Source organism: Nocardioides euryhalodurans (assembly GCF_004564375.1).
Classification (GTDB): Bacteria; Actinomycetota; Actinomycetes; order Propionibacteriales; family Nocardioidaceae; genus Nocardioides; species Nocardioides euryhalodurans.
The window spans coordinates 3,446,312-3,468,552 of sequence record NZ_CP038267.1 but is presented as its reverse complement, the minus strand read 5'-3'; the positions used below and the strand labels follow the sequence as shown (position 1 = coordinate 3,468,552).

Genomic DNA, 22,241 nt, shown 5'->3' with positions numbered 1-22,241 from the left:
TCGGTTGTTGTTTGTCTTCGTCTTCTTACTCTCCCTGTGCTTACCGTTCATAAGCGCCTCCTTGTCTGAGCGACCCCAGGGGGAACGCTCGCTCACGAGGCGAACGGCGGCGAGGATGAGCAGCCCGATGAGGACTCCTGCGTAAGCGCCCCAGGTTCCGAGACCCAGGACCACTGGCACACCACAACCAACGACAGTCCCATTGTACCGGTGACCGCCGACAACGCTGGTGGGTTCTACCAGGCCACCAGAGAGTCAGCGAGCAGGTTGTAGTTCCGTAGGCGGCCCTGCCCGACCACTTCTGCCCATGCGTCCTGCTGGCCCTGGTTGCTGGAGGCCGCGACGGCGGCGGCGAGTTCGTCGAACGCGACGTGGTAGGTGGCGTCCACCTCGCCGGTGCCCCGTGCGATTGAGGCGAGCCGGGTCGGGAGCGGTTCGGCGGTGACGGTGACGAGGTGGGGCTGGCGTCCGCGCCGGTGGCGGATCATCTGCCCGAACTCGTGGCGGATGTTCTGCACCCGGTCGGAGCGGATGGTCCACTTACAGGAGACGGCGGCGTGCATCCACGGGTGGGCGGTGACGGTAGGGGTGCCGTGGAGCCCGACGACCACGTCCGGCTTGATGAGGTAGTCCCGGCCGACGGTGACCCGCAGGTTGGGGTCGGCCCGGATGAGCGCGTCGATGGCGGTCAGGTGGGCGTATTGGGCGTAGTCGGTGATCAGGGCACCCCGGCGGACCTCCCACTGGCGGGCCGGGTCCAGCGACCACAGGTCAGCGTCCAGCGTGGCCCTGACCTGGTTCTCCAGGTGGCTGCCAGGGTTCGAGGGCGGGAGCACCAGCGGCTTGCCGGTCGGGTTCGGAGAGGCGTGATGAGGCGACAGGACGCCGAGGTTGTCCAGCATGCCCGCAGCGAGGGTCAGGGACTCGACGTTGTCGACATCGGCGACATTGGGCACCCAGTTCCAACCGGCCTTGTTCTTGCTGCTCTGCTTCCAGCCGAGCAGTTGGGCAGCGAAAGCCGGTGCCGTCACCCCGTCTGCCCCTCCGTCTTCGCGGCTGCCTTGGCTGCCTTGTTGGCCTTCTCTCGGCGTCTGATCTCAGTGATGATCGGGCCGTCCGGCCAAGGCTCCCAGGACACGCACTTGTAGTAGGTCCTGACACGCGCACCCTCGTTGTGTCGTTTCTGGTGCGGGATCACCCAGCCGAGGGTGCGGAGTTCCCGGAGGCGCTTCTGGTAGTCCTCCTGGTACGCCTGCGCGGACGCGACGATGCCGATCAACTCGGTGTAGACCCACTCACCCTCGAACGCCTTGAGCAGTTCACCGATGCGCCGGTGCACCTCCTCGTGGTTGATGGCGGTGCGAATCTCCTCGGCGTGGGCGTCGTAGGTCGCGAACCATGCCTTCTTCCCGCCGTTGCAGTCCTCGCACAGGGGCTGCAGGTTCTCGATCTCATCCCCACCATCCCACTCCTGCGGGACCTTGTGATCGACGACCAACTTCACTTCGTCTTCCAGCGGGGTCTTCCCGCACTGAGCGCAACGCTGAGGGGCCAGGACCTGGGCTCGAATCTTCTTGCTGATCTTGGGTCCGGTCTTCCGAGGCCCTCCGGGTCTCCAGCCTTTCAGCACGTACCGGTGCTCACGGCCGTTCTGGACGGTCGGGAGGTCGAATCCGCGCTCACGGAGGGACCGGACCCGCCGGTCGGTCTGGGAGTGGCTCTCGCCGACCTTGTTGGCCATGTAGGCGCGAATCTCAACCATGGTCGGCGGGTTAGCCCTACGGCGATGGAGGAACTCGTAGATGTCCCGCGTGGCGGCATCGGTGACCAGAGCAGCGAGTTCGTCGCTCCCTGGTTCCGGAAGTGGCTGCTGGTCCCCGTCCACTCGCCGAAAACTACCTGGGTATACGTCCCGTCAAGTGCTGATTCGTCCAAACCGGCTGTCGGTGTCGCAAGGCATCATGGGCGCGTGCAAGCAAGCAAAGAACTCCTCGACCACGCCGGTGGCGCATGGGACGCGTCCCTGAACCACTACTCGACCGGCGGCAACTGCATGGCCACCACCCAGCAGATCGACGAGGCCGTCTACGTGGTCGGACAGGACGACTTCAACGTCGCCAAGAACACCCTCGACGAGTGGGCCGGAATCGAGGACCAGCCCAACCCGCCCTTCATGGAATGCGACGACGCGGTCCAGGCATGGGAACTGCTCCGGCTGCTCCGCGAGGACTGCCTCGTGTGGCAGTGCGGCGGCTGCGACGCCTGGATCTTCACCTCCAACCGCCCCCGCATCGGGCTGCTCCAGTGCTCCACCTGCAACGACGGCGGTGTTGACTTCCGGCACGCGGACCGTCACGGCGGCGAGGGCTGACCCACTTGTCGGTGGGTCGCGGCACAATGAACACTGGTTGACGCCAGCACCGGAAGCCACTGACAGGGCAGCCGGTGCACAGAACGGCCCGGGGCCGGTGTTCATGGGGCCAGGCCGTTCGTGTTCGCACCCCTTCGTTGCAAGCGGCGTGGATGCGCGCCAACTACCTACGCGGCAATCGGCTCGTCCTCAACGGCTTCGCTGGCCCGGTGCTGGTGCATCCAGTTCTCCGATGTCCTTCGGCTTGGTCACCCCAGCAGCCTCGGCGAAGCCACAGCGGTGCGGTCAGCCTGCGCGGCGACACGCTCGGCCGCAGCCGCGCGGCCCTGCGGGTGATGCTTCGGTGCTAAAGAAGCCTCCGCCATTCATGACGCTCGGTCAGGTGGCCGAGCCCAGTGTCCTCCTGTGCAACGCGGCGTCCACTCACCAGCAGGCCGTGCGCGCGTGCGCGCAGGTGCTCGGGCAGCCATCGGGTGGTCTCGGCGGCGGTGGAGGCGCTGGTGCGCGTCGTGGCTTGCTCTTGTCCGACGGTCAGCAGGGCTTGGTACAGCCCGACGGCTGGCTCCACGGGCGGGAGCCCTTCGGCAGTGGCGGTGCGGGAGGCGCTCGCGGGGATTTGCAGGCCACGGAGGTCAAGGTCGCCGTAGTACAGAACTCGCTGAACCGGGTGGGGCAGGAGCGGGATTGAGAGAACGGAGGCTTCAAACCCGCCGCCGCTCCCCCAGCCGACGATGCCGACGTTGCCGGGGCGGTCGGTGAGCACGTGGCAGAGCGAGTCGAAGGTGTCGCTGTTCTCGACGACGAGGAGGGTGTCGCCGTCGCCGACACGCTCGTGCGTAAACCGGGGGGCGGCGCGGCGGGCGCGGAGCAGGTCGAGGGTGAGCCGGTCGGGTCCGAACAGGGTCGATCGCAGGAGCCGGTCGAGGGTCTTCTCGTGTCCGAAGATTTCCAGTGACCGTTCCCGCAGCGGCACCACCAGGTCGCTGCGGTTGGTGTGCAGCCAGCGGTTGACCCTCTCAAGGTCGGCCTTCTGGGTGCCGTGGAGGCGCGCTTCGGGGACCCAGGCGAGGGCGGGGTGCCACACGATGCCCATGGTGGGCGCAGGGGTTGGGTCAGCGGCGGGGAGCCGGACGAACCGGGGCAGGTAGGGCTTCTCGGAGCGGTCCCACGAGGGGGTGGCGGGCAGGTTGAGCAGGTCGGCGTCGGCGAGTTCACCGAGGGTGTCGAGGAGGAGTTGGCGGCGGGTTCCGGTCATCCGGGTGGAGGGGTCGGCTTGGTCGAGGATGCGCCACAGTTCGGTGAGGGTGACCTTGCGGCGGGGCCAGTCGGCGAGTGTGTCCACGATGCGTTGGGCTCGCGGCGACAGGTCGCCGGTTGGTGTCCCGGTGGGCTGGTGGGCTGCGGTCACCACGCTGCGCCTTCACCGGCTGCCACCGAGACGGGTGTGCTCGGGGCGGTGGGGTGGTCGGTGGGGCGGCGGAACAGGCGGGCGGCGGCAATCCGTCCGGTGCCGTCGGGGTCGCCGAGCGCGGTGAGGTGGCTGCGGATCTCGTCGTCGACGGTGAGGTACTTTTTGCCGGTGCGCACGTCACGGTCGTTGCGCAGCCGGATGATGAGCGGGAACACCGACAGCGCGTTGAGGTCGAACAGGCCGGTCGTGTAGACCAACTGAACCCCGAGCGCGTGCGCGACACCCAACTGGAGTTCGAGCAGGTATCCGGCGGAGGCCCGTCCGATGGGGTTGTCGAGGAACAGCACTCCGGCGTGGCTGTTGCGGACCCGTCCTCGGTCGTTGGCGCGCAGCGCCGCCATGGTGCAATACAAAATGATGGCGGCGGTGAGCAGTTGCCCGCCGGAAAACACGTCAGCGACCTCGCTGATGCGGACCCGCTCGGCACGCAGCGTGGCGTCGGGCTTGAGCATCTCCACCTTCACCCCGTGCGGGAGAGCGGCGCGGACCCCCTTGATCACGATGGTCATGCCGTCACGCTTGCCGGACCCCTTCTCCCCCGCGACGGCGGTGTCGATGACGGCGGCGAGCCGTTCGTTGAGGGCGGCGGGGTCGGGATCCTTGAACCGGATCCGCAGGAAGTGCTGGCCTGCCCAGTCACCGAGGGTGTCTGGGAGTTCGCTGACCCGTTCGGCGGCCTTGAGGGTGCGCAGCGCGGTTTCGACGTGCCCGCGAAGGTTGAGGATGATCTGGTTGCGGTGCCGGTCGATCTGGGCGAGTTCGTCTTGCAGGGACCGGAGCCGGGGCTTGAGGGCCTCTTCCCAGTCGGGGCCGTGCTCGTAGAGCCGGTCGAGATCGACGGCGAGGATCTGGCGACGGACCGGGGAGTCCACGGACTCGAACCGCTGGTCGGCGGAGTACCGGTGTACCGCCGAGGACGTGGCGCGGATGTCGTTGGTGGCTTGGGTGAGGAACTCGTTGGCCTCGCGCAGCGCCGCTCGGCGGGTGTCGCGGGCGGTGCGGGCGTCGACGAGGGTTCCGGCGTAGGCGGTGGTGGTCTGCTCGTCGATGTCGTCGGGCACGGAGTCCGAGAGGGTGTCCACGAGGTCGGCGAACTGTCCGGCTTCCCGTCCGGTGGTCTCGATGCGGGTGCGCAGGTCGTTGGCGCGTCCACTGATTTCGGCGTACCGGGTGGTGGCGGCCCGCCAGTCCTCGGCGGCACGCCGGGCCAGGTCCTCACCATGCTCGATGTTCTCGGGACGACCATAGGGCTCCAGCGTGGTCTCCTGCGGCGCGTACTCCTCGTACTTGGCGCGCAGCCCACCGACGGTGGTGCCCGCCTCCCGGATGGCCTTGTCCAGGTCGTCGACGACTCGTTGCGCACGTCCGGTGGCGGCGGCGCGGGCGGGCACGTCTCCGCCGTCCGGAGAGGACAGCAGGGTGGTGGCTTCGGTGCGGATGGGCGGCGGGAGGTTCTCGACGGCTCCTTGGGCTTCGGCCTCGGTCTTCTCGATGGCGGACAGGTCGGCGCGCAGGTCGGCTCCGACCTGCACCTTCTCGTAGGCGGTCACGGCGGCCCGGTAGGCGGCTTTGAGGGTCTCGATGGGTTCGGTGGGTGCGGGGCCGGTGGGGTCGAGGTTGCCGCCGCCGGGGGTCTGGGTGATCTCGTGGCGGTGCGCGTCGGCGGTGCGCTTGTGGTCGTCCTGGCGGCGGACCGCTTCCTCCTTCTCGCCCCGGAGCCGTTCGGCGGTCTTGTGGGCGCGCTCGGCGGTGTCGTCGGCGAGGGTGGCGTTCTCGCGGGCAACGCGGACCTCTTCGGTCCAGCCGGGCACATGGGCGTGCTCGTCGGCGAGGGTGGCGAGCCGGTCGGCGCTCTGCCGGGCGGTCTGGGCGGTGCGACGCAGGCCGGGGAGTCGTTTGTCGAGGTCGTCCTCGGCGTCGTTGATGGTGTCGAAGGCCACCTGTGCTGCTTGGTGGTTGTCGGCGGCACGGGCGGCGCGTTCCTCGGCGGCGTCCTGTGCTTCGGCGAGCCGGGTCAGCGTGCCGGGCGGGTAGGTGTCCAACCAGCCGGTGAGCCGGGTGCGCAGCGTCCGGTCGGTTTCGACCTGTTCCTCGATGCCTCGGATCCGGATGCGGCGTTCGGTCTGCGCGTCGGTGAGCCGGAGCCGCTCCTGCTCGGCGAGGTCTTCGTCGTACAGCGCCGGGTTCGGCGGGACCAGGAACGCGAGCCCGGTCGGGGCGGCCACGTCGGTGAGGTGCTCGAAGACGGCGGTGGCCCCAACGGCGACGATCGCCGACGGCAGGAGCCGGGCGTCGGTGAGGACCTGCTGGGCGGCGTCGGTCTGGTCGGGGCTGTTGAGGACGATGCCGTCCACGAGGTGCGGGTAGGTCGTGAGGGCGAGGTCGCGCTCCCCCTCGGGCATCTGGGCCAGGTACTCCCAGCCGGTGTAGCAGGCGATGCCCGCGTCACGCAGGGTGTCACGAACGGTGGTGACCTCGACCGGCGGCGGGAGCAGCCCACCACTACCGAGGGCGTCGAGGACCCGCTGGCCCTCACGGTCGGCGTCGCGGAGCCGGTCACGTTCGGTGTCGGCCTGTTCGATGGCGTCGACGAGCCGTTCCAGCAGCGGGCTGGCATCGGTGTCGAGGAGCACCTCGTCGGTGCCCAGCAGGGCCGCGAACCGGTCTTCGGCAGCCAGTGTGGTGGTGGCGGTGAGCGCTTCGTTGTGGGCTTTGGTGGCATCCTCGAAGGCGCGCGTGGCACCGGCAGCCGCCTTGGCGGCTTCTCGGAGCGTAGTTTCGGCGGCACGGCGCTTGCCGCGCAGCGTCTTGGCCTCGGCGTCGGCGGCGGTGACGGCCTGTTCGGCGGCCTGTGCGGTGGTTTCGGCGTCGGCGGCGGTGGTGTGCAGGTCGGCCCCGGCGGGCAGGAGCCCGGCGCGGACGGCGTCGTCGATGCGGCCCTGCAGGGCGTTGATCTTGTCGGTCACGGCCTTGGCGTGGCCCCGGAACCGTTCGGCGGCCTTGTGGTGCTCGGTCTCCTCGGCGGTGGCCTCGCCGATCTGGGTGGTGAGCGCCTTGGCGTGGGCGTGGGCTTCTTGGGCGGCCTCGTCGGCGGCGTTGGCGGCGACGATCAGGCCGTGCACGAGCCGTTGAGCGGCGGCGTCGCGGGCGGCGAGCGGTCCGGCGGCTTCGGCTTCGCGTTCCCCGATGGTGGCGCGCAGCGCGTTGGCTTCCTCGTGGATCTGCCGGAACCGGAGGAGCACGTCGGTCGAGCGCCACGCGGTCAGGGTGGCAAGTGCGGTGGCGCGGCGCTCTTCGAGGGCCTTCTCGGTGGCGAGTGCTTCGTCGAGGCGGAGCCCGGCGACGATGCGGCGCAGTTCGAGCACGATGCGGTTCAGGCGGCGTTGGTCACGGTCGGCGGCTTCGACCTGTCCTTCGAGGGCTTCCTGCTCATCGAGGAGGACCGCGAGGCGGGCGTCTTCGGCCTTCTGCCGCAGCACGAGGGCGGCGGCGAGCCGGGTGGCGTCGCGGGCGGCTTCGGCTTGGATGTCTTGGGCGGCTTGGTAGTCGCGGGCAGCGGCGGCGAGCGGGGTGAGCCGTTCGAGTGCCCCGGACACGAAGTCGCGTTCGGCGACCACGGCGTCACGTTCGGCGAGCCGGGTGGCGTAGGCGTCCAGCACGTCGGAGAGGGATCGGGGCCCTTCCTTGTCGAGCACGGAGGTGAGCAGCCAGTCGGTGAATGCCTCGTCGGACTTGAAGGAGAACGCGTCGGCGGCCTCGCCCTCTCCGGCGTTCATGCGGCGCTGGTAGGCGAACAACTCCGGGTCCAGTCCGAGGTTGGTCAATTTGGTGGTCCAGTCGCGTTGGTTGTTCTCCCATCCCATCTGCAGGTGCGGCTGGGTGGTTCCGGCCTCGTTGAGCCGGTCGCGGTAGCCGGGCAGCCCGACCAGCCTCCCGTGTTCGGTGAACGGGAGGTCGTCGAGGCCGAACTCTGGGGTGGGCCGGAAGGAGTACCAGGCTTCGGTGAGTCGGGAGGAGTCGGCGGAGACGCGGTGGTCGCGCCAGGCGGAGGCTTTGGCGGTGACGACCAGTTCGCCGGTGTCCACGTGCATCCATTCCAGCGCGACGTGGGACACATCCTCGGCGAGGACGAAGTTCTCCATCGCCTTGGTGTTGGTGGTGCCGACGATCTGCTTCCTGCCGGGCAGCATGACCGAGAAGATCAGTTTGATGAGCACCGACTTGCCGTTGCCGTTCTCGGCGAACAGCACCGAGGCCGGGGCGGGACGGCGGACCACGGTGCGGGTGGTGTCGAACAGGGTGACCGGGGCGACCGGTTTGGCGACGGCTGCACCTACGTCGCGCAGGTCGAGGGTGATGTCTTGGTAGCGGGCGGCCTTGGGTCCGACGGCGTAGAGCCGGACGCGGGACAGTTCGTACATCGCTCAGCCTTCCTCGCCGACGAGGCTCGGCTGGCTAGCCTCGACCGGCTCTGCGCCCGACGCGGCGGACGGTTCTGCGGACCCGGTGGGTCGTGAGATGTTCAGGGTGCCGCGCGGGTCAGTCACGGTGATCACGCCGAGGTCGAGCAGTTCTCGGAACGCGGCGGTGGCGGCAAGTTCGCGGACCTGCACCTGGTACTTCGGGGTGGTGTTGAAGACGCCGGTGGTGTCCTTGGCGCGCTGGGTGAGGAACCCTTGGTCGATGAGGAACCGGACCGCCTTGGTGATCATGCCGCGTGTGGAGTCGGTGGCGAGTCGCCCGTCCTTGGTGGCGGTGGCGGCGGGGCGGCGGGAGTAGGCCCGCCACGCCCGTTCCAGATCGGGGGCGGTGTCGAGCGGGTCGTTGTTCTCCTCGGCCTCTTTGGCGCGCTCTTCGAGGACCCGGCAGGCTTCCCGGATCACCGCGTCCACCTCATCGACGGTGACGGTGCCGACGTAGGTGTCGTTGGCAAGGTCGTCGGGGCGGGGGAAGGCGAGCGCGGCGATGGCGACGTGGGCGAGGCCGTGGATGACCTTGTCGGCGCTGCGTCCGCTCATCGCCGAGCGGCGGGCGTAGTCGTCGAATCGCATCGCGAACACCGACTCCTCGCGCGGGGCGAGCACGATGCCGGTGGCCTTGGAGACGCCGAGCACGGTGACCATGAACCCGTCGGCGACGGCCTTCACCACGTCGGCGAAGGTCTCGTCCTCGTGGTAGCGGACCACCAGGTCGGTGTATTCGAGATCGCGGGCGGGCAGCAACTTGGGGCGCAGCCCGAACGCGATCAGGCGGGCCGCTTCGGTGGTGTCGTCAGTGAGGCTCATCCCTCTCCCCCGTGGTGTGCGGTGACGGTCTCGTCGGTGGTGTGGGTCGGTGGCTCTGCGTCGTCGTGGGGGTCGGCAAGGTCGAGGCTGACCGGGGCGTAAGCGACCAGCAGGTCCGCGCCCGCGAACTGCGGGTCATCGAGTCGGGTGCCGTCATCGATGGCGACCAGCACCCGGTCATCGCCCTGCCGGGCGGCGGTGACGATCTCGGGGCCGAAGGAGTGCAAGACCCGCAGCGCCACCAGATGTGGCAGGTCCGGGTCCAGTTCGCGGGCCTCGTCGAGCAGCCCGGACAGGCGGCGTGGGATGCCGTCCACCGACAGGATCTTGTCCGACTGCTCCCACAAGTACTCGTCGAACACGTCCGGGTCGGTGGCCGGAGCCAACTCGATGTCGGGCAGTTCCTCGCCGAGGTCGTCGCGTTCGATCGGCGGGGTGAGCAGCAGGTAGGTCAGGTCCATCAGCCGGGTCGCCGGGCGCACCGTGATCCCGGTTCCGGCGGTGAAGAACACGCCGGTGACCTGGGCGGCGTCATGCAGCGTGAGGTCGAGGGTGGGGGCGAGGAGTTGTCCGAACAGGTCCACGGTGGCCTTGCGGACCTCGCCGGAGAACTGCTGCCGGTCCTGCTCGGACCGGAACGAGGCCCCGGCCTCTTGGAGGCGGGCCTGCAAGGTGGCGTGGCGGCGCAGGCACTCGCGGACGATGTCGACCAGGTCGGCGGCCTGCTTCTTCCGTATCGGGTCGGTGGCGTCGTCGCGGGTGGTGGTGATGTTGGCGAGGATGGCGTTCTCGGCCTTGGTGCGGCCCTCGATGTGGCTCAGCGCCTCCTCGATCAGGTTGGGGACCTCCTCCACCCAGTCCACGGTGCGCACGTCGCGGCGGGTGGCGTCGAGTTTGCGGCGCAACTGCTCGGCGTACTGGATGGTCCGCCACCGGGCCTGCTCGGCCGCCAACTGGGCGTCGGAGAGCCTGCCGCGTGAGATCAGGTTGGACAGTTTGGTCTCGGCGGCCTCCTGCGCGGACTCCACGTCGGTGTCCAGCGCCCCGACCAGCACGTTGATCGCCTCGTCGGTGGCGCGCAGGTAGATGTCGCCCTCAACGTTGTGGGCCTGTTCCAGCAGCCGGAAGGACCAGACCCGCTTCTCGTAGAGCCCCTGCACGTTGAGGGTCCCGTAGACGGAGGTGAACTCGCGGTTCTGCAACCCGACGTTGATCAGGTTGTCCAGCACCCACCGGGCCACCGAGTCGTGCTCGTCGACGGGCCGGTCGGCGGCTTGGGCGGCCACGAACGGGACCACTCTGCGGATCACCTGCTCGTAGCCGGAGCCGCCGTCGAAGTCCATCGCGATGGTGACCTCGTCGATGACCTTGAGTCCGATCTCTGCCATCTGGTAGATCCCGGCCTCGGCGAAATCGAGCCGGGTCTTGCGGGCGTCGAGGTCGTGCAGCGGCGCGGTGCAGGCGAACGCCTTGAGACGACGCGACATTGCGTCGTCGGGCACCCAATGACCGAGTTGCGGCATGCGAGCACGTTATTCGCTGACTCCGACAACCACAGGGATTGCGCTTATCCGCTGCTGGACCGTCACGGCGGCGAGGGCTGACCCACTTGTCGGTGCCCCGCGGCACAATGAACACTGGTTGACACCAGCACCGGAAGCCACTGACAGGGCAGCCGGTGCACCGGGGACCGAGGCGTTTGACAGGGTCGCGGTACCCGGACAGCCGAACGGCCCGGCTCCTGTGATCAGGGAGCCGGGCCGTTCGCGTGTTGGCACACTGGAGCCATGCGCGTCAGAGGCAGAGTGGACCAGATGGAGCCCGACGAGTGGACCGACGAGGTCGTCGGTCAGGTCACCGAGGTGATCCGGGACCGCGCGGAGCAGTGGGAAGCGCTCGGCATGGAGGCTCCGCCCGTGTATCACGTGGACGCAGTGTTCAAGTTGGTCCTGTTACGGATCATGGCTGACACCGGCTTCTAGCCTCAGGCTGCGGTCGGCTCGTCCTCAGTTGCCTCGCCAGGCCGGTTGACGCGAACCCAGGCCGTGATGTCCTCTGGCTTGGAGGCACCGGCAGCGCGAGCGGCCTGCTCAGCAGTGCGCATGTCCTGCGCGGCGAGTCCCTCGGCCCACAGGCGCGCGACCTGTTCGATGAGGTCCTCGCGCGCCTGTGCGGGCTGGGTTGTGTCCGTGGTTGTGTCGTGCATGCACCCGATATCGGCGTCCTAACACGCAAACCGGGGACGGGCTGGCACGCTTAGCGCGGTGTCCTGGTGAACGCACCACGAAGCGCGCGGAGATGTTCTCGCCGACCAGGAGCGGCAGGGTGCACATCTTGACCAGCGCCTCACGGGCGGAGTTGGCGTGGATGGTGCACATGCCGGGCAGTCCGGCGTTGAGAGCGAGCAGCAGGTCCATGCACTCCTCGGAGCGGACCTCGCCCACGAGCAGCCTGCTGGGCCGCATCCGGAGGCTCTCCTTGACCAGCTGGCGGAGGGTGATCTCGCCGGTTCCTTCGAGCCCGGCCTGCCGGGTCTGCATGGGCACCCAGTCGGGGTGGGGGAAGCGGAGCTCGAAGACCTCCTCCACGCTGACGACGCGCTCACCGCCCGGGATCGCCGCGGACAGGCAGTTGAGCATGGTGGTCTTGCCGGCCTGGGTGCCGCCCGCGACGAGGACGTTGAGCCCGGCTCGTACCGACGCCTCGAGGAAGCGAGCGGCGCGGGGCGGGAGGGAGCCGAGGTCGACCAGGCCCTGCAGGCTGGCCGCGCGCAGCACGAACTTGCGGACGTTGACCGCGGAGAATCCCCTGCTGATCCCTTCGAGGACGACGTGGAGCCGGTGCCCGTCAGGGAGCATCGCGTCCACGAAGGGTCGCGAGATGTCGATCCGCCGCCCGCTGGACTTGAGCATCCGCTCCACGAGCTCCTGCACCTGCCCCGTGCTCAGCACCAGGTTGGTGAGCTCGTGGCGGCCGTTGCGGGCGATGAAGACCCGGCTCGGGTCGTTGATCCAGATCTCCTCGACGGTGGGGTCGTCGAGGAAGGGCTGCAACGGCCCGAAGCCCGACACCCGCGCCACCAGCTCGCCCACCACGGAGTCGACGTCGGCGACCGGGGCCACCGAACCGGTCAGGGAGCGCTGGTCGTGGTCCCGGACCACGGTCTCGGCGATGCGACGGACGAGGGTGGCGTCGCGCTGCGGGTCGACCCCGTCACGGCGGACGAGGTCACGGACACGTTCGTCGAGGGTCGCCACGAGGGCGACGTGCGCGTCGGTCACCGACATCTGGGCCCCCGTCCCGAGTGAGGTTCCTGCCCGGCAACTTACGAGTCTTTACCCGGGAACGGGAGGGGTGGCGGCCGATCTGTGGAGAACCGCGACGTCGGTCACCAGGTCGTGGGCTTCTCCCCGGTGCGCACCCAGACGTCGAAGAACTGCTCGAGGTCCTGCCCCGAGACCTCCTCCATCAGCGTCTGGAAGTCGGCCGTGCTCGCGGTCCCGTCGCTGTAGCGCACCACCCACTGCTGGGCGCCCTCGAGGAAGGCCGCGGCCCCGATCTTCTGCCGCAGCGCGAACAGGGTCGCGGCACCACGGTCGTAGATCGGCCCGAGGAACAGCCCGAACGGTCCCGGGTCGGCGACCACGGTGGTCCAGAACGGGTCGTCGGCCGGGATGGCCATGACCTCGTCGAACGCCTCCTGCGCCGTGCCGTCACCCTGGTCCTCGGCCCAGATCCACGTGGCGTACGTGGCCCAGCCCTCGTTGAGCCAGATGTCGGCCCACCGGAAGGGGCTGACCGCGTTGCCGAACCACTGGTGGGCGAGCTCGTGCATCACCGTGCTCTCGCGTGCCACCCGGGAGTAGACCGGACGCGTCTGGGTCTCCAGCGCGTAGCCCACGGTGTCGTCGTCCACGATCGACCCGAACGAGTTGAACGGGTACGGCCCGAACATCTCCAGGAACTCGATCATCTCGGGCTGCAGGGCGAGGCTGGCGTTGGTCACAGCCAGGTTGCCGGGCGTCAGGGCGTCGTCCACCGCGTCGATGATCGGCAGGCCGCTGGCGGTCTCGGTCCGGCGCAGGTCGTAGTCGCCGACGGAGGCGGTGCTGAGGTAGCTGGCCTGCTGGTCGGGGGCGTCCCACCACCAGGTCGTCCAGCCGTCCTCGGTCCTCGGCTCGCGCGCGGGGAGCCCGTTCGCCACGGCGACCTTGCCCTCGGGAACGGTGATCTCGAAGCGGTACGCGGCCTTGTCGGTGGGGTGGTCGCTCACGGGGTACCAGGTCATCGCACCGTCGGGTTCGTTGACGACCATCGCGCCGTCGCGCGTCGTGACCCAGCCGTAGAGGACGCCCTCGATGTCGGTGGGCCTGGTCGTGGGGCCGCCGTAGTGGACGACCACCGTGACCGTCCGCCCGGCCTTGATCTTGGGGCGGGGCTGGATGACCAGCTCCCACTCCCGGTCGGCGTCCTCCTGCACCTGCCAGAACTTGCGTCCGTCGACCTCGGTGCCGTCGGCGGGCGGGGCGATCTCCTTGGCGGTCTTGCCGTCGATGGTCACGCGGCTGGCGTCGAGACCGCGCAGGTCGAGGTTGAACCGCGCCAGGTCCTGCGTGGCCTCGAGCCGGATCGTCGCCACGCCGTCGAGCTGACCGGTCAGCGGCGCGGGCGCCGCCGCCGGCGGCGTGTAGGTCAGGTCCAGGTCGTAGCTCTGGACGTCGTAGCCGCCGTTGCCCGAGTACGGGAAGTACGGATCACCGGCGCCACTTGCACCGGCCACGAACCGTGGCCCCCCTCCCGGCACCCCGACCGCGACGGCTGGTGCGACGAGCACCGCGATCCCGACCGCTCCTGTGACCAGTGTCCGACGTGTCCTCGACGCAGCGCCCATGACGCCCCCCTTCGTCAGCCCTCGACACTAGCCGTGCAGCGGCCTCACCGGGATCCCCCGATCGGTCCGGTCTGGACGTCTCCCGGCGCCGTCGGGTTCCTCCACAGGCGGGTGCGGAGGGGTGGAGGCGGCCGCGGATCGTGGGTAGGTTCGCGGAGCAGGACCTCTCGGGAAGGCACCAGATGTCACGACGACTCATTGCCGCCGCGATCACCGGCGTGCTGCTGCTGGCCGGCTGCCAGGACGAGCCGCAGCCCCGCTTCGCGGACCCCCCGGACTCACCCTCGCCCTCCGAGTCCGAGACGTCCGCGGTGCCGGAGGCGCAGTCGCCGGAGGAGGTCCTGGACGCCTGGCTAGCCACGTACACCGAGTTCGAAAGCACGGGCGAGCCACAGGCGTTGCGTTCCCTATCGCAGGCCTGCGCTACCTGCGAAGAGGTGATCCGGATCGTGGTGACTGCTCACGACCGCGGCGGTTACCTCAGGTCGGATGGCTGGAGCATCAAGGGGTCGCCGTCCGTGATCTACGAGCGACCCCGAGCGACCGGTCTGAGGGCAGAGGTGGAGGTATCCCCATCTCGATACAAGGCGACGGCCAACAGCCCGGTCGAACGCGGCACGGGAGGCGTCATAACCATGGAGTTCGACCTGGAGCGGACGAATGAAGGCTGGCTCGTTTCAGACTTCACGAGGCTCCCCTCATGATCGTCCAAGTCGCTGCGAGCCTGGCACTCGTCCTTCCCACGGCTCCTGGAGCCGATGCGAGAAGCGAATCGTGCGACGACACTGTCGGCATCACCGTTGCAGCTATTCAATGCGAGACGGACGCGATGGGCGGGGTGGCCACCGCAGCCGTTGGCGGCGCGAATCAGTACCGGTACGAGTACGAGGCCAGGTGCAAGCAAGGGGAACAGTGCGTCCGGACCGAAAGAGTCTGTCGGGACGGCTCCGGATCCGTCGGCGCTTGGTACGTCATCTCCCGCATCAACGTGGAGACGGGGGCGGTGGAGCCATTGGGCATTAGCTGCGTGACTCCAGCAGAGGAGGCAGAGCTCGCCGTCATCACACCGGCCATGGTGCAGCGCGAGTTCCAGCGCCTCTCGTGGCCGGCGGCAAGGCTGGAGGTGCAGCCACCGGACGGGCAGACGCTCATCAACTTCGACACCAACTTCTTCACCCGCACCACCGCGGCCACCACCCAGACCGTCACCCTCCTCGGTCAGGAGGTGACGATCGAGGCGCGGCCGACGTCGTACGCGTGGCAGTTCGGGGACGGCGCGGTGCTCGAGACCAGCAGCCCCGGCAGCCCCTACCCCGACCTCGACGTCACCCACGACTACGCCGACCCGGGGGCGGTCAGCCCGAGCGTGGACACGACCTACGAGGGTCGTTACCGCGTCAACGGCGACGCCTGGCAGACGATCCCCGGGAGCCTCACCGTCAGCGGCGAACCCGTCGACCTGCAGGTCCGCTCGGCCAGCCCCCAGCTGGTCGGGGCCCAGGACTGAGCCGCCGAGTCGGCGTGAACTCGCGGGCTGGTGGTGCCGAGCCGGCTCCGCTTCGCAGAGAACGTGGGTGAGGCAGTGCCGACTCGGAACCATGCGAACACGAGGAAGCGCCCACTCGGCATCTTGCGCGCGCGAGGAAGCGCCGACTCGGCATTCACGACGCGCCGTCCGTCACGTTCTCGAGCACGACCGCCAGCCCCTGGCCGACCCCGATGCAGATCGCGGCAACACCCCACCGTGCACGCTCGGCGACCAGCCGGGCCGCCAGCGTCGACACGACCCGGGCACCCGAGGCGCCGAGCGGGTGGCCGATGGCGATCGCCCCGCCCCAGGCATTGACCAGCCCGCGGTCGGCGAGCCCGCGCTCCAGCCAGGCGTCGACGCACGCCACGCTCTGGACGGCGAAGGCCTCGTTGAGCTCCACCGCCCCGACGTCCGCCCAGCCGATTCCCGCCCGCTGGAGCGCCCGGTTCGCGGCCTCGACCGGAGCGAAGCCGAAGCGCTGCGGCTCCAGGGCGTACGCCGCCCGGCCCGCCACCCGCGCCACCGGGTCGATCCCGAGGCTGCTGCGGGCAGCCTCCGACCCGAGCAGCACCGCCGAGGCGCCGTCGTTGAGGGGCGAGGCGTTTCCCGCGGTGATCGTCCCGTCGGGCCGGAAGACCGGCTTGAGCCCGGCCAACGATGCCGGGCTGCTGTCGGGCCGGATGCCCTCGTCACGGTCCAGGTCGACACCGGGCACGGCGACGACGAGGTCGTCGTAGCGGCCCGCGTCCCACGCCGCCGCGGCCGACACGTGGCTGGCAGCGGCGAACGCGTCCTGCCGGTCCCGCGAGATGCCGAGCTCGTCGGCCAGCAGCTCGTTGGCCTCGCCGAGCGAGACCGTCCACTCCCGGGGCATCCGCTCGTTGACGAGCCGCCAGCCCAGCGTCGTCGAGACCGCGGTCGCGTCGCCGGCCGGGAAGCCGCGGGACGGCTTGGGCAGCACCCACGGCGCGCGCGTCATCGACTCCACGCCGCCGGCGACCACCACGTCGGCGTCGCCGGTCTCGACCGTCCGCGAGCCGGTCATCACCGCGTCGAGGGAGGAGCCGCAGAGCCGGTTGACGGTGGTCCCCGGGACCGAGGTCGGCAGCCCCGCGAGCAGCACCGCCATCCGGCCGACGTTGCGGTTGTCCTCGCCGGCCCCGTTGGCGTTGCCCCAGACGACGTCGCCGATCTCGGCAGGGTCGAGCGAGGGTGCCTTGTCGAGCGCGCCGCGCAGCGCGGTGGCCGCCAGGTCGTCGGGCCGGACACCCGCGAGCGCGCCCCCGAAGCGGCCGAAGGGGGTGCGCGCCGAGGCGTAGACGAAGCAGTCGGTGGTCACGTCGGGTCTCCTCCCACGCCGGCGCGCCGACGGCACCGGGGTGACCACCGTAGAGGTCGCTCGCGCGGGGTCAGCGGCGCGGGAGCAGGATCTCGACGTCGCTGCCCTCGGCGCTCTCCGAGATCCGCCCGCCGTGCGACCGCGCCAGTGCCGTCGCCGCATCGAGGCCCTGCCGGTGGCCGGGGTCGGCGGGCACGAGCCGCGCCCGGACGTGGCCCTCGTCGCCGACGAACACCAGCCGCACCGGACCGCGCCCCAGCTTCACGTCGCTCAGCAGCAGCTCGAGGAGCTGCTCCAGCGGACCGGGCGTCAGCCGCACCGAGAGGTCCCCCTCCACGGCCGCCGTGACCGTACGTCGGCCTGCGAGCTGGTCGGCCCACTGCTGGGCCACCTCGCGGGCCAGCTCCTCCAGCGAGGTCTCGGCCCCCTCCACGAGCGCACCGCTACGGGTCATCGCCACCAGCTGGTCGGCCGAGGCGTTGACCGAGTCGACCCGGTCGATGCACCGACCGGCCGCGTCCTTGACGTCGGCCGGGACGTCGTCGCGCAGGGTGAGGTCCTCCAGCTCCATCCGCAGCGAGGTCAGCGGGGTGCGCAGCTCGTGGCTCGCGTGCTCGGCGAACTCGCGCTCCCGCGAGACCCGCGCCTCCAGCTGGGCGGCGCTCACCTCCAGCGCGCGACTGATCGCGCGCGCCTCCGGCACCCGGGTGCGCGGCAGGGACAGGTCGAACCGACCCCGACCCAGGGCGGCGGCCGCGACCGCGAGCTGCTGGAAGGGCGCCGAGAGCCGGATCGCCATCCACCAGCCCGCGAGTCCGGCGAGGAGAGCGACGAGCAGGCCCAGCGTCACCACCGACCAGGGGTCCCGGACGAAGGTCTCGAGGGCACCGCCGGTCTGCGTGCTCAAGGTGATCGTCCCGGCCGGTGACTGCCGGGAGGCCGAGACCACCTCACCCTCGCCCTCCCCGAACGCCGGGCCGGTGACGGTCATCTCCACGCCGTCGCGCGCGACGAAGTCGAGCTGCATGTCGGCGCCGACCAGGCGCTCGAGCAGCTCCTCGGTGACCGGCTCCCGGGCGCGCCGCCGCTCGAGCATCACGGCCGACAGCAGGCTGGTGTCCTGGCGCACCTGGGCGAGGGCCGCGTCGCGCAGCACCTCCTGCAGGGCGATCAGGCGGAGTCCTCCCGCGAGCAGCAGGACGGCGACGGCGAGCGCGACGAAGGCGGCGGCGAGCCGCTCACGCATCGTCGGGCCCCTCGAGGCGGAATCCCACCCCGCGGACCGCGACCACGCGCTCGCTCACCCCTGCACCCTCCAGCTTGCTGCGAAGCCGGCCGATCGTGACGTCGAGGGTCTTGGTGGAGCCGTACCAGTTGGCGTCCCACACCTCGGCCATCAGCCGGTCGCGGGAGACCACCTTGCCGCGGTGGGCGACCAGGATGTCGAGGACGTCGAACTCCTTGCCGGTCAGCGACACCTCGGTGTCGCCGTAGAAGGCACGCCGGGCGTCGTGGTCGACCGCGATCTCGGTCCGTCCCGACCCACCGTCCTCCCCTCCGGCCTGGCCGGTACGCCGCAGCAGCGCCCGGACCCGGGCCTGGAGCTCGGCGAGGCCGAACGGCTTGGCGAGGTAGTCGTCGGCGCCGTAGTCGAGCCCGACCACCCGGTCGAGCTCGCCGGCGCGGGCCGTCACGATCATGATCGCGCCCGTGAAGCCCTCCTTGCGGGCCCGCTGGCAGACCTCGAGCCCGTCGATGTCGGGCAGTCCGAGGTCGAGGATCACCACGTCCGCGAAGGTGCTGCGCATCTGCTCCAGCGCCTTCGTCCCGCTGTCGATCCACTCGACGTCGTACCCCTCGCGCTCGAGCGTGCGGACGAGCGGGAACGCGATGTCCTCCTCGTCCTCCACGATCAAGACCCTTGCCATGCGGTCGAGCATAGGCCCACGTGGTGCGTCGTACGGCTCATCCCGCGAACGCGCCGCGAGCGGGTCCTCAGGCGACGGCCGGCGCACGGTCCCGCCCGGGGCTCGTCACCACACGTTCACGTCCGGCCTGACGACGGGCGAGCACCGAGACCGCCACCGCGGCGCAGGAGAGAAGCAGCGCCACCACGGCCCAGGTGAGCCACGGCATCAGCAGCTGCGGGTAGCCGGCGAGCGGGAGCGCGAAGACGACCCGCACCGGCTCGGCCGTGTTGCCCTGCAGCACCCACGGGTCGGGGTCGAGGACGGCGTCACCGCGCGTCCAGACCTGCCCGCCGTCGATCGCGACGACGCGCCGGGTGACCATCTCCCGACTGCCGGGAGGCGGCGCACGGAAGCTGATCACGTCGCCCACCGCGAGTCCCTCGACGGCGCGGACCGGGCGGCCGAAGACCAGCGAGCCGCGGTCGAGGCTGCCGGCCATGGTGTCGTCGGCGACCGGGTCCTGGCTCAGGCCGAGCGCGGCCGGGACGAGCAGCCCGACCGCCATCAGGATCGTGACCAACCACAGCCGCGCTCCCCAGCGCCGCCAACGGTGCGACCGAGGTCGCGTGGTGATCTCCATCGGAACGGGTCCCCCAGGTGTCGTCGAAGCAGATGAGCCGGGTGGCCACCGGACTCCCCCCAATCCGGCAGCCACCCAGACCCAAGCCTGTCGTTCGGGTCGGTCTCGCCCCCTCCACGAGACCGACCATCACCTTGATCGCACGTCCCCGAAAAGCTTCATCCTGCGAACGGGACGTGTCCCACGTTAGGACGTTCGCGACCACATCGGGCCCACCCTCCGTGCACGATCGGTGCACAGATCGGTAACCCGCCGGCGCGTCGCCGGGCCGCTGTCAGCGGGAGAGGCCGGTGAGCAGGTCGCCGTGGTCGGCGACGCGGTCGAGGACCTCCTCGAACCGGAGCTGCTCGAGGGCCAGCGGGTCCTCCGCGCCGGCCTCCACCTCGTCCCAGGTGACGGGGGTCGCGACCCAGGGCTTGTCGCGACCCCGGAGGGAGTACGGCGACAGCGTGGTCTTGGAGCCGGCGTTCTGCGACCAGTCGAGGAACACCTTGCCCGAGCGCCGCGCCTTGGTCATGGTCGCGGTGATGGCCTTCGGGTGCTCCTGCTGCAGCTCCTCGGCGACCTCCTTGGCGAGCCCCGTGGACCCCTCCGGGTCGAGCCTGCCGGGGAGGTGCGCGTAGAGGTGGAGGCCCTTGCTGCCGCTGGTGACCGGCCACGCCTCGAGGTCGCGCTCGGCGAGCTTGCCACGGACCAGCAGCGCGACCGACGCGCACTCGTGGAGACCCGCACCCTCGCCGGGGTCGAGGTCGATGACGAGCCGGTCGGGGTTGCGCGGCTGGCCGCGGGAGCCGACCGTCCACTGGTGGACGTGCAGCTCGAGCGCCGCGAGGTTGGCCAGCCAGGTGAGCGTCGCGAGGTCGTCGACGATCGGGAAGACGAGGGTGTCGCCGTGCCGGGACTCCCCCCGCGAGCCGGTCGTGGGGACCTTCGCCGTGTGGACCCAGGAGGGCGTGCCGGCCGGGGCGTTCTTCTCGAAGAAGCTGCTGCCCGCCACGCCGTGCGGCCAGCGCACGCGGGTGACGCAGCGGTGGGCGAGGTGCGGCAGCATCACGGGCGCGATCCGGGCGTAGTAGTCGATCACCTCGCCCTTGGTGGTGCCGGTGCGGGGATAGAGCACCTTGTCGAGGTTGCTCAGCGTGAGCGTGCGCCCCTCGACGTCGACCCGGACCTCGGTCACCGGCCGATCGCGATGACGGGCGCGGCCCCGGACGAGAGCCGGCGTACGGCGCGCTTGAGGAACCAGCGGGGCGCGCTCACGCAGCCGGCGGTCGCCCCGCTGCCGTTGACGTGCAGGAAGATCGCCCCGCCCCGGCGCTTGACCTGGCGCCGGTTGAAGCTGGTGACGACCGCCCACTCATACTGCTGGGGGTAGTCCTTGAGCCGCTCGGAGCTGTCGGGGTGGCTCGAGCCCAGCCGCCAGCGGAAGCCGCCCTGCCGCCTGTTGCGGTAGCGGTTGTAGTGGGCGGACTGGTTGTCGAGCACCCAGTAGTCGCCGCGGCGGACCCGGCGATAGCTGGGGTCCCAGGCGTCGCGCTGCGGGTGCATGCCGAAGGAGTAGGGCAGCCGGAAGGTGCCGAGCGGGGTGGTGCCCGAGCCCTGCACCCGCCGGGTCGGGCGCACCAGCCCGTTGTAGCCGATCCGCCCGTCGGTGGCGGTGAACTGGCGCTGCCAGCGGCCGTCGTGGCGTCCCCAGAAGACGACGCGCGCGCGCCACCCCCGGGTCCGGTTGACCGTCACGACCTGGCGGGTGCCGGGTCTCGGCTTCACGGTGACGCCGTCGAGCACCACGCTGCCGGCGCCGGCCGCGGCGGTCGGGGTCGCGGAGGGGGCGGCGACGAGGGCGGTGGCCAGGAGCACGAGGACGAGCAGCTTCTTCACGAGAGATCCTCCGGGGTCAGGTCGGTGCGGACACCCTGGAACGACGGCTGGCGCAGGCGATCGTAACCAAGGCCGTGGGTGTCGATGTCGACGACCACGACCGGCTCGACCCAGGTCGTGCCGAGCGCGTCGACCCGCGGCACCTCGTCGGCGAACGGGCTCGCGGCGAGGTGGAGCGGCGCCAGCCGCTCCTGCAGCATGCGGGCGGTCGCGCCGGTGATGCCGCTGCCGACCCGGCCCCGGTAGAGCAGTCCCTCGGCCGTCGGCTCCCCCACCAGCAGCGCGGCCAGCCGGTCGGAGGTGCCGACCTGGGGACGCCAGCCGCCCACCACGAAGGAGCCGCGGTGGCGGTGGGCCCGCTTGAGCCAGTCCTTGCTGCGGGTGTCGAAGCGGTAGCGCGAGGTGAGGCGCTTGCTGACCACGCCCTCCAGCCCCTGCTGGCCGGTCGCGTCCCAGAGCATCTGCCCGTCGTCGTACACCGCGGGGACCTGCCAGCGGGTCTCCGACAGCTCCAGGCCCTCCAGCAGCCGGCGACGCTCGGCCAGCGGGCGACCGGTGAGGTCCTCGCCGTCGAGGCGCAGCAGGTCGAAGACCATCAGCGTCGCGGGGATCTGCTCGGCCAGTCGGGTGGCGTCGGAGGCCTTGCGGACGTGCATCCGGTGCTGCAGAACGCGGAAGTCGGGGATCCCGCGGTCGTTGAGCGCGATCACCTCGCCGTCGACGAGCAGGTCCCGCTCCCCCAGCGGCGGCTCGGCCAGGTCGGGCCAGGCGGCGGTGACGACGTTGCCGTTGCGGCTCAGCATCCGGGTACGGCCGTCGACCACGTCCACGAGGACGCGGACGCCGTCCCACTTCACCTCGTGGTGCCAGCCCTCACCGACCGGGACGTGGTCGGTGTGGGTGGCGAGCATCGGCCGCAGCT

Annotated in this window: 19 protein-coding genes; 4 read left to right on the top strand and 15 right to left on the bottom strand. The window is 70.4% G+C overall.

The window, feature by feature from the left end; translation table 11 throughout:
• Positions 1-236: 236 nt before the first annotated feature.
• Together EXE57_RS16810 and EXE57_RS16805 are read right to left on the bottom strand one after the other, a co-directional pair.
• Entirely contained in the window at positions 237-1,031 is a 795-nt protein-coding gene (locus EXE57_RS16810) for an NgoMIV family type II restriction endonuclease (RefSeq protein ID WP_135079481.1), read from the bottom strand.
• Positions 1,028-1,885: an HNH endonuclease gene (locus EXE57_RS16805; protein ID WP_135079479.1), complete on the bottom strand. Its 858-nt coding sequence runs from the start codon at positions 1,883-1,885 to the stop codon at positions 1,028-1,030. Before EXE57_RS16805 ends, EXE57_RS16810 begins: the two co-directional genes overlap by 4 nt.
• A gap of 84 nt (positions 1,886-1,969) precedes the next feature.
• On the opposite strand from EXE57_RS16805, the gene EXE57_RS16800 reads away from it, so the two are divergent.
• Positions 1,970-2,371 carry a hypothetical protein gene (locus tag EXE57_RS16800; RefSeq protein WP_135079477.1) on the top strand — a complete coding sequence of 134 codons (402 nt, stop codon included), beginning with the start codon at positions 1,970-1,972 and terminating at the stop codon, positions 2,369-2,371.
• A 346-nt stretch (positions 2,372-2,717) separates the two neighbouring features.
• On the opposite strand, the gene EXE57_RS16795 is transcribed toward EXE57_RS16800, so the two are convergent.
• From EXE57_RS16795 to EXE57_RS16780, 4 genes are read right to left on the bottom strand one after another with little or no spacing between them, the layout of a single operon-like run.
• A complete protein-coding gene (locus EXE57_RS16795) occupies positions 2,718-3,779 on the bottom strand; it encodes a Wadjet anti-phage system protein JetD domain-containing protein (protein WP_135079475.1) in 1,062 nt (353 codons plus the stop codon).
• Positions 3,776-8,263 carry a hypothetical protein gene (locus EXE57_RS16790; RefSeq protein ID WP_135079473.1) on the bottom strand — a complete coding sequence of 1,496 codons (4,488 nt, stop codon included), beginning with the start codon at positions 8,261-8,263 and terminating at the stop codon, positions 3,776-3,778. The genes EXE57_RS16795 and EXE57_RS16790 overlap by 4 nt, the downstream gene beginning before the upstream one ends.
• A 3-nt stretch (positions 8,264-8,266) precedes the next feature.
• Positions 8,267-9,127, bottom strand: a complete 861-nt coding sequence (locus EXE57_RS16785) for a hypothetical protein (protein WP_208542893.1) — start codon at positions 9,125-9,127, stop codon at positions 8,267-8,269.
• Entirely contained in the window at positions 9,124-10,629 is a 1,506-nt protein-coding gene (locus EXE57_RS16780; RefSeq protein ID WP_208542892.1) for a hypothetical protein, read from the bottom strand. The genes EXE57_RS16785 and EXE57_RS16780 overlap by 4 nt, the downstream gene beginning before the upstream one ends.
• 312 nt (positions 10,630-10,941) lie before the next feature.
• Here EXE57_RS16780 and EXE57_RS19845 point away from each other — a divergent pair, with 312 nt between their 5' ends.
• Positions 10,942-11,109 carry a hypothetical protein gene (locus EXE57_RS19845; RefSeq protein ID WP_167305950.1) on the top strand — a complete coding sequence of 56 codons (168 nt, stop codon included), beginning with the start codon at positions 10,942-10,944 and terminating at the stop codon, positions 11,107-11,109.
• A 108-nt stretch (positions 11,110-11,217) separates the two neighbouring features.
• On the opposite strand, the gene EXE57_RS16775 is transcribed toward EXE57_RS19845, so the two are convergent.
• A complete protein-coding gene (locus EXE57_RS16775; protein WP_244246881.1) occupies positions 11,218-12,414 on the bottom strand; it encodes a TadA family conjugal transfer-associated ATPase in 1,197 nt (398 codons plus the stop codon).
• Between the two features lie 101 nt (positions 12,415-12,515).
• Positions 12,516-13,907 carry a M1 family metallopeptidase gene (locus EXE57_RS16770; protein ID WP_208542891.1) on the bottom strand — a complete coding sequence of 464 codons (1,392 nt, stop codon included), beginning with the start codon at positions 13,905-13,907 and terminating at the stop codon, positions 12,516-12,518.
• A gap of 293 nt (positions 13,908-14,200) precedes the next feature.
• Between EXE57_RS16770 and EXE57_RS16765 the strand changes: the two genes are divergently transcribed.
• Both EXE57_RS16765 and EXE57_RS16760 read left to right on the top strand, forming a co-directional pair.
• On the top strand, positions 14,201-14,722 hold the full coding sequence (locus tag EXE57_RS16765) for a hypothetical protein (protein WP_135079467.1): 522 nt from the start codon (positions 14,201-14,203) through the stop codon (positions 14,720-14,722).
• 323 nt (positions 14,723-15,045) lie between these two features.
• Complete coding sequence (locus EXE57_RS16760) at positions 15,046-15,525, top strand: PKD domain-containing protein (protein ID WP_135079465.1); 480 nt, start codon at positions 15,046-15,048, stop codon at positions 15,523-15,525.
• Between the two features lie 154 nt (positions 15,526-15,679).
• On the opposite strand, the gene EXE57_RS16755 is transcribed toward EXE57_RS16760, so the two are convergent.
• From EXE57_RS16755 to ligD (EXE57_RS16725), 7 genes are all read right to left on the bottom strand, one after another.
• Positions 15,680-16,888 (bottom strand): thiolase family protein, encoded by a 1,209-nt coding sequence (locus tag EXE57_RS16755; protein ID WP_244246880.1) that lies wholly within the window; start codon positions 16,886-16,888, stop codon positions 15,680-15,682.
• A 70-nt stretch (positions 16,889-16,958) separates the two neighbouring features.
• Positions 16,959-18,134, bottom strand: a complete 1,176-nt coding sequence (locus EXE57_RS16750; RefSeq protein WP_135079462.1) for a sensor histidine kinase — start codon at positions 18,132-18,134, stop codon at positions 16,959-16,961.
• The gene (locus EXE57_RS16745; RefSeq protein WP_167305949.1) at positions 18,127-18,816 is read right to left on the bottom strand and encodes a response regulator transcription factor; all 690 of its coding nucleotides are present in this window, start codon (positions 18,814-18,816) and stop codon (positions 18,127-18,129) included. Before EXE57_RS16745 ends, EXE57_RS16750 begins: the two co-directional genes overlap by 8 nt.
• A gap of 67 nt (positions 18,817-18,883) precedes the next feature.
• Entirely contained in the window at positions 18,884-19,438 is a 555-nt protein-coding gene (locus EXE57_RS16740; RefSeq protein ID WP_135079458.1) for a S26 family signal peptidase, read from the bottom strand.
• A 274-nt stretch (positions 19,439-19,712) separates the two neighbouring features.
• The gene (gene ligD / locus EXE57_RS16735) at positions 19,713-20,618 is read right to left on the bottom strand and encodes a non-homologous end-joining DNA ligase (RefSeq protein WP_135079456.1); all 906 of its coding nucleotides are present in this window, start codon (positions 20,616-20,618) and stop codon (positions 19,713-19,715) included.
• A complete protein-coding gene (locus EXE57_RS16730) occupies positions 20,615-21,319 on the bottom strand; it encodes a L,D-transpeptidase family protein (RefSeq protein ID WP_135079454.1) in 705 nt (234 codons plus the stop codon). The genes ligD (EXE57_RS16735) and EXE57_RS16730 overlap by 4 nt, the downstream gene beginning before the upstream one ends.
• A complete protein-coding gene (ligD, locus tag EXE57_RS16725; protein ID WP_135079452.1) occupies positions 21,316-22,230 on the bottom strand; it encodes a non-homologous end-joining DNA ligase in 915 nt (304 codons plus the stop codon). Before ligD (EXE57_RS16725) ends, EXE57_RS16730 begins: the two co-directional genes overlap by 4 nt.
• Positions 22,231-22,241: the final 11 nt, after the last annotated feature.

Coding starts and splice junctions, on each gene's coding strand:
- EXE57_RS16790 (WP_135079473.1), bottom strand. CDS start 8,263: ATGTACGAACTGTCCCGCGTCCGGCTCTACGCCGTCGGACCCAAGGCC.
- EXE57_RS16785 (WP_208542893.1), bottom strand. CDS start 9,127: ATGAGCCTCACTGACGACACCACCGAAGCGGCCCGCCTGATCGCGTTC.
- EXE57_RS19845 (WP_167305950.1), top strand. CDS start 10,942: ATGGAGCCCGACGAGTGGACCGACGAGGTCGTCGGTCAGGTCACCGAG.
- EXE57_RS16775 (WP_244246881.1), bottom strand. CDS start 12,414: ATGTCGGTGACCGACGCGCACGTCGCCCTCGTGGCGACCCTCGACGAA.
- EXE57_RS16765 (WP_135079467.1), top strand. CDS start 14,201: ATGTCACGACGACTCATTGCCGCCGCGATCACCGGCGTGCTGCTGCTG.
- EXE57_RS16750 (WP_135079462.1), bottom strand. CDS start 18,134: ATGCGTGAGCGGCTCGCCGCCGCCTTCGTCGCGCTCGCCGTCGCCGTC.
- EXE57_RS16745 (WP_167305949.1), bottom strand. CDS start 18,816: ATGGCAAGGGTCTTGATCGTGGAGGACGAGGAGGACATCGCGTTCCCG.
- EXE57_RS16740 (WP_135079458.1), bottom strand. CDS start 19,438: ATGGAGATCACCACGCGACCTCGGTCGCACCGTTGGCGGCGCTGGGGA.
- ligD (WP_135079452.1), bottom strand. CDS start 22,230: ATGCTCGCCACCCACACCGACCACGTCCCGGTCGGTGAGGGCTGGCAC.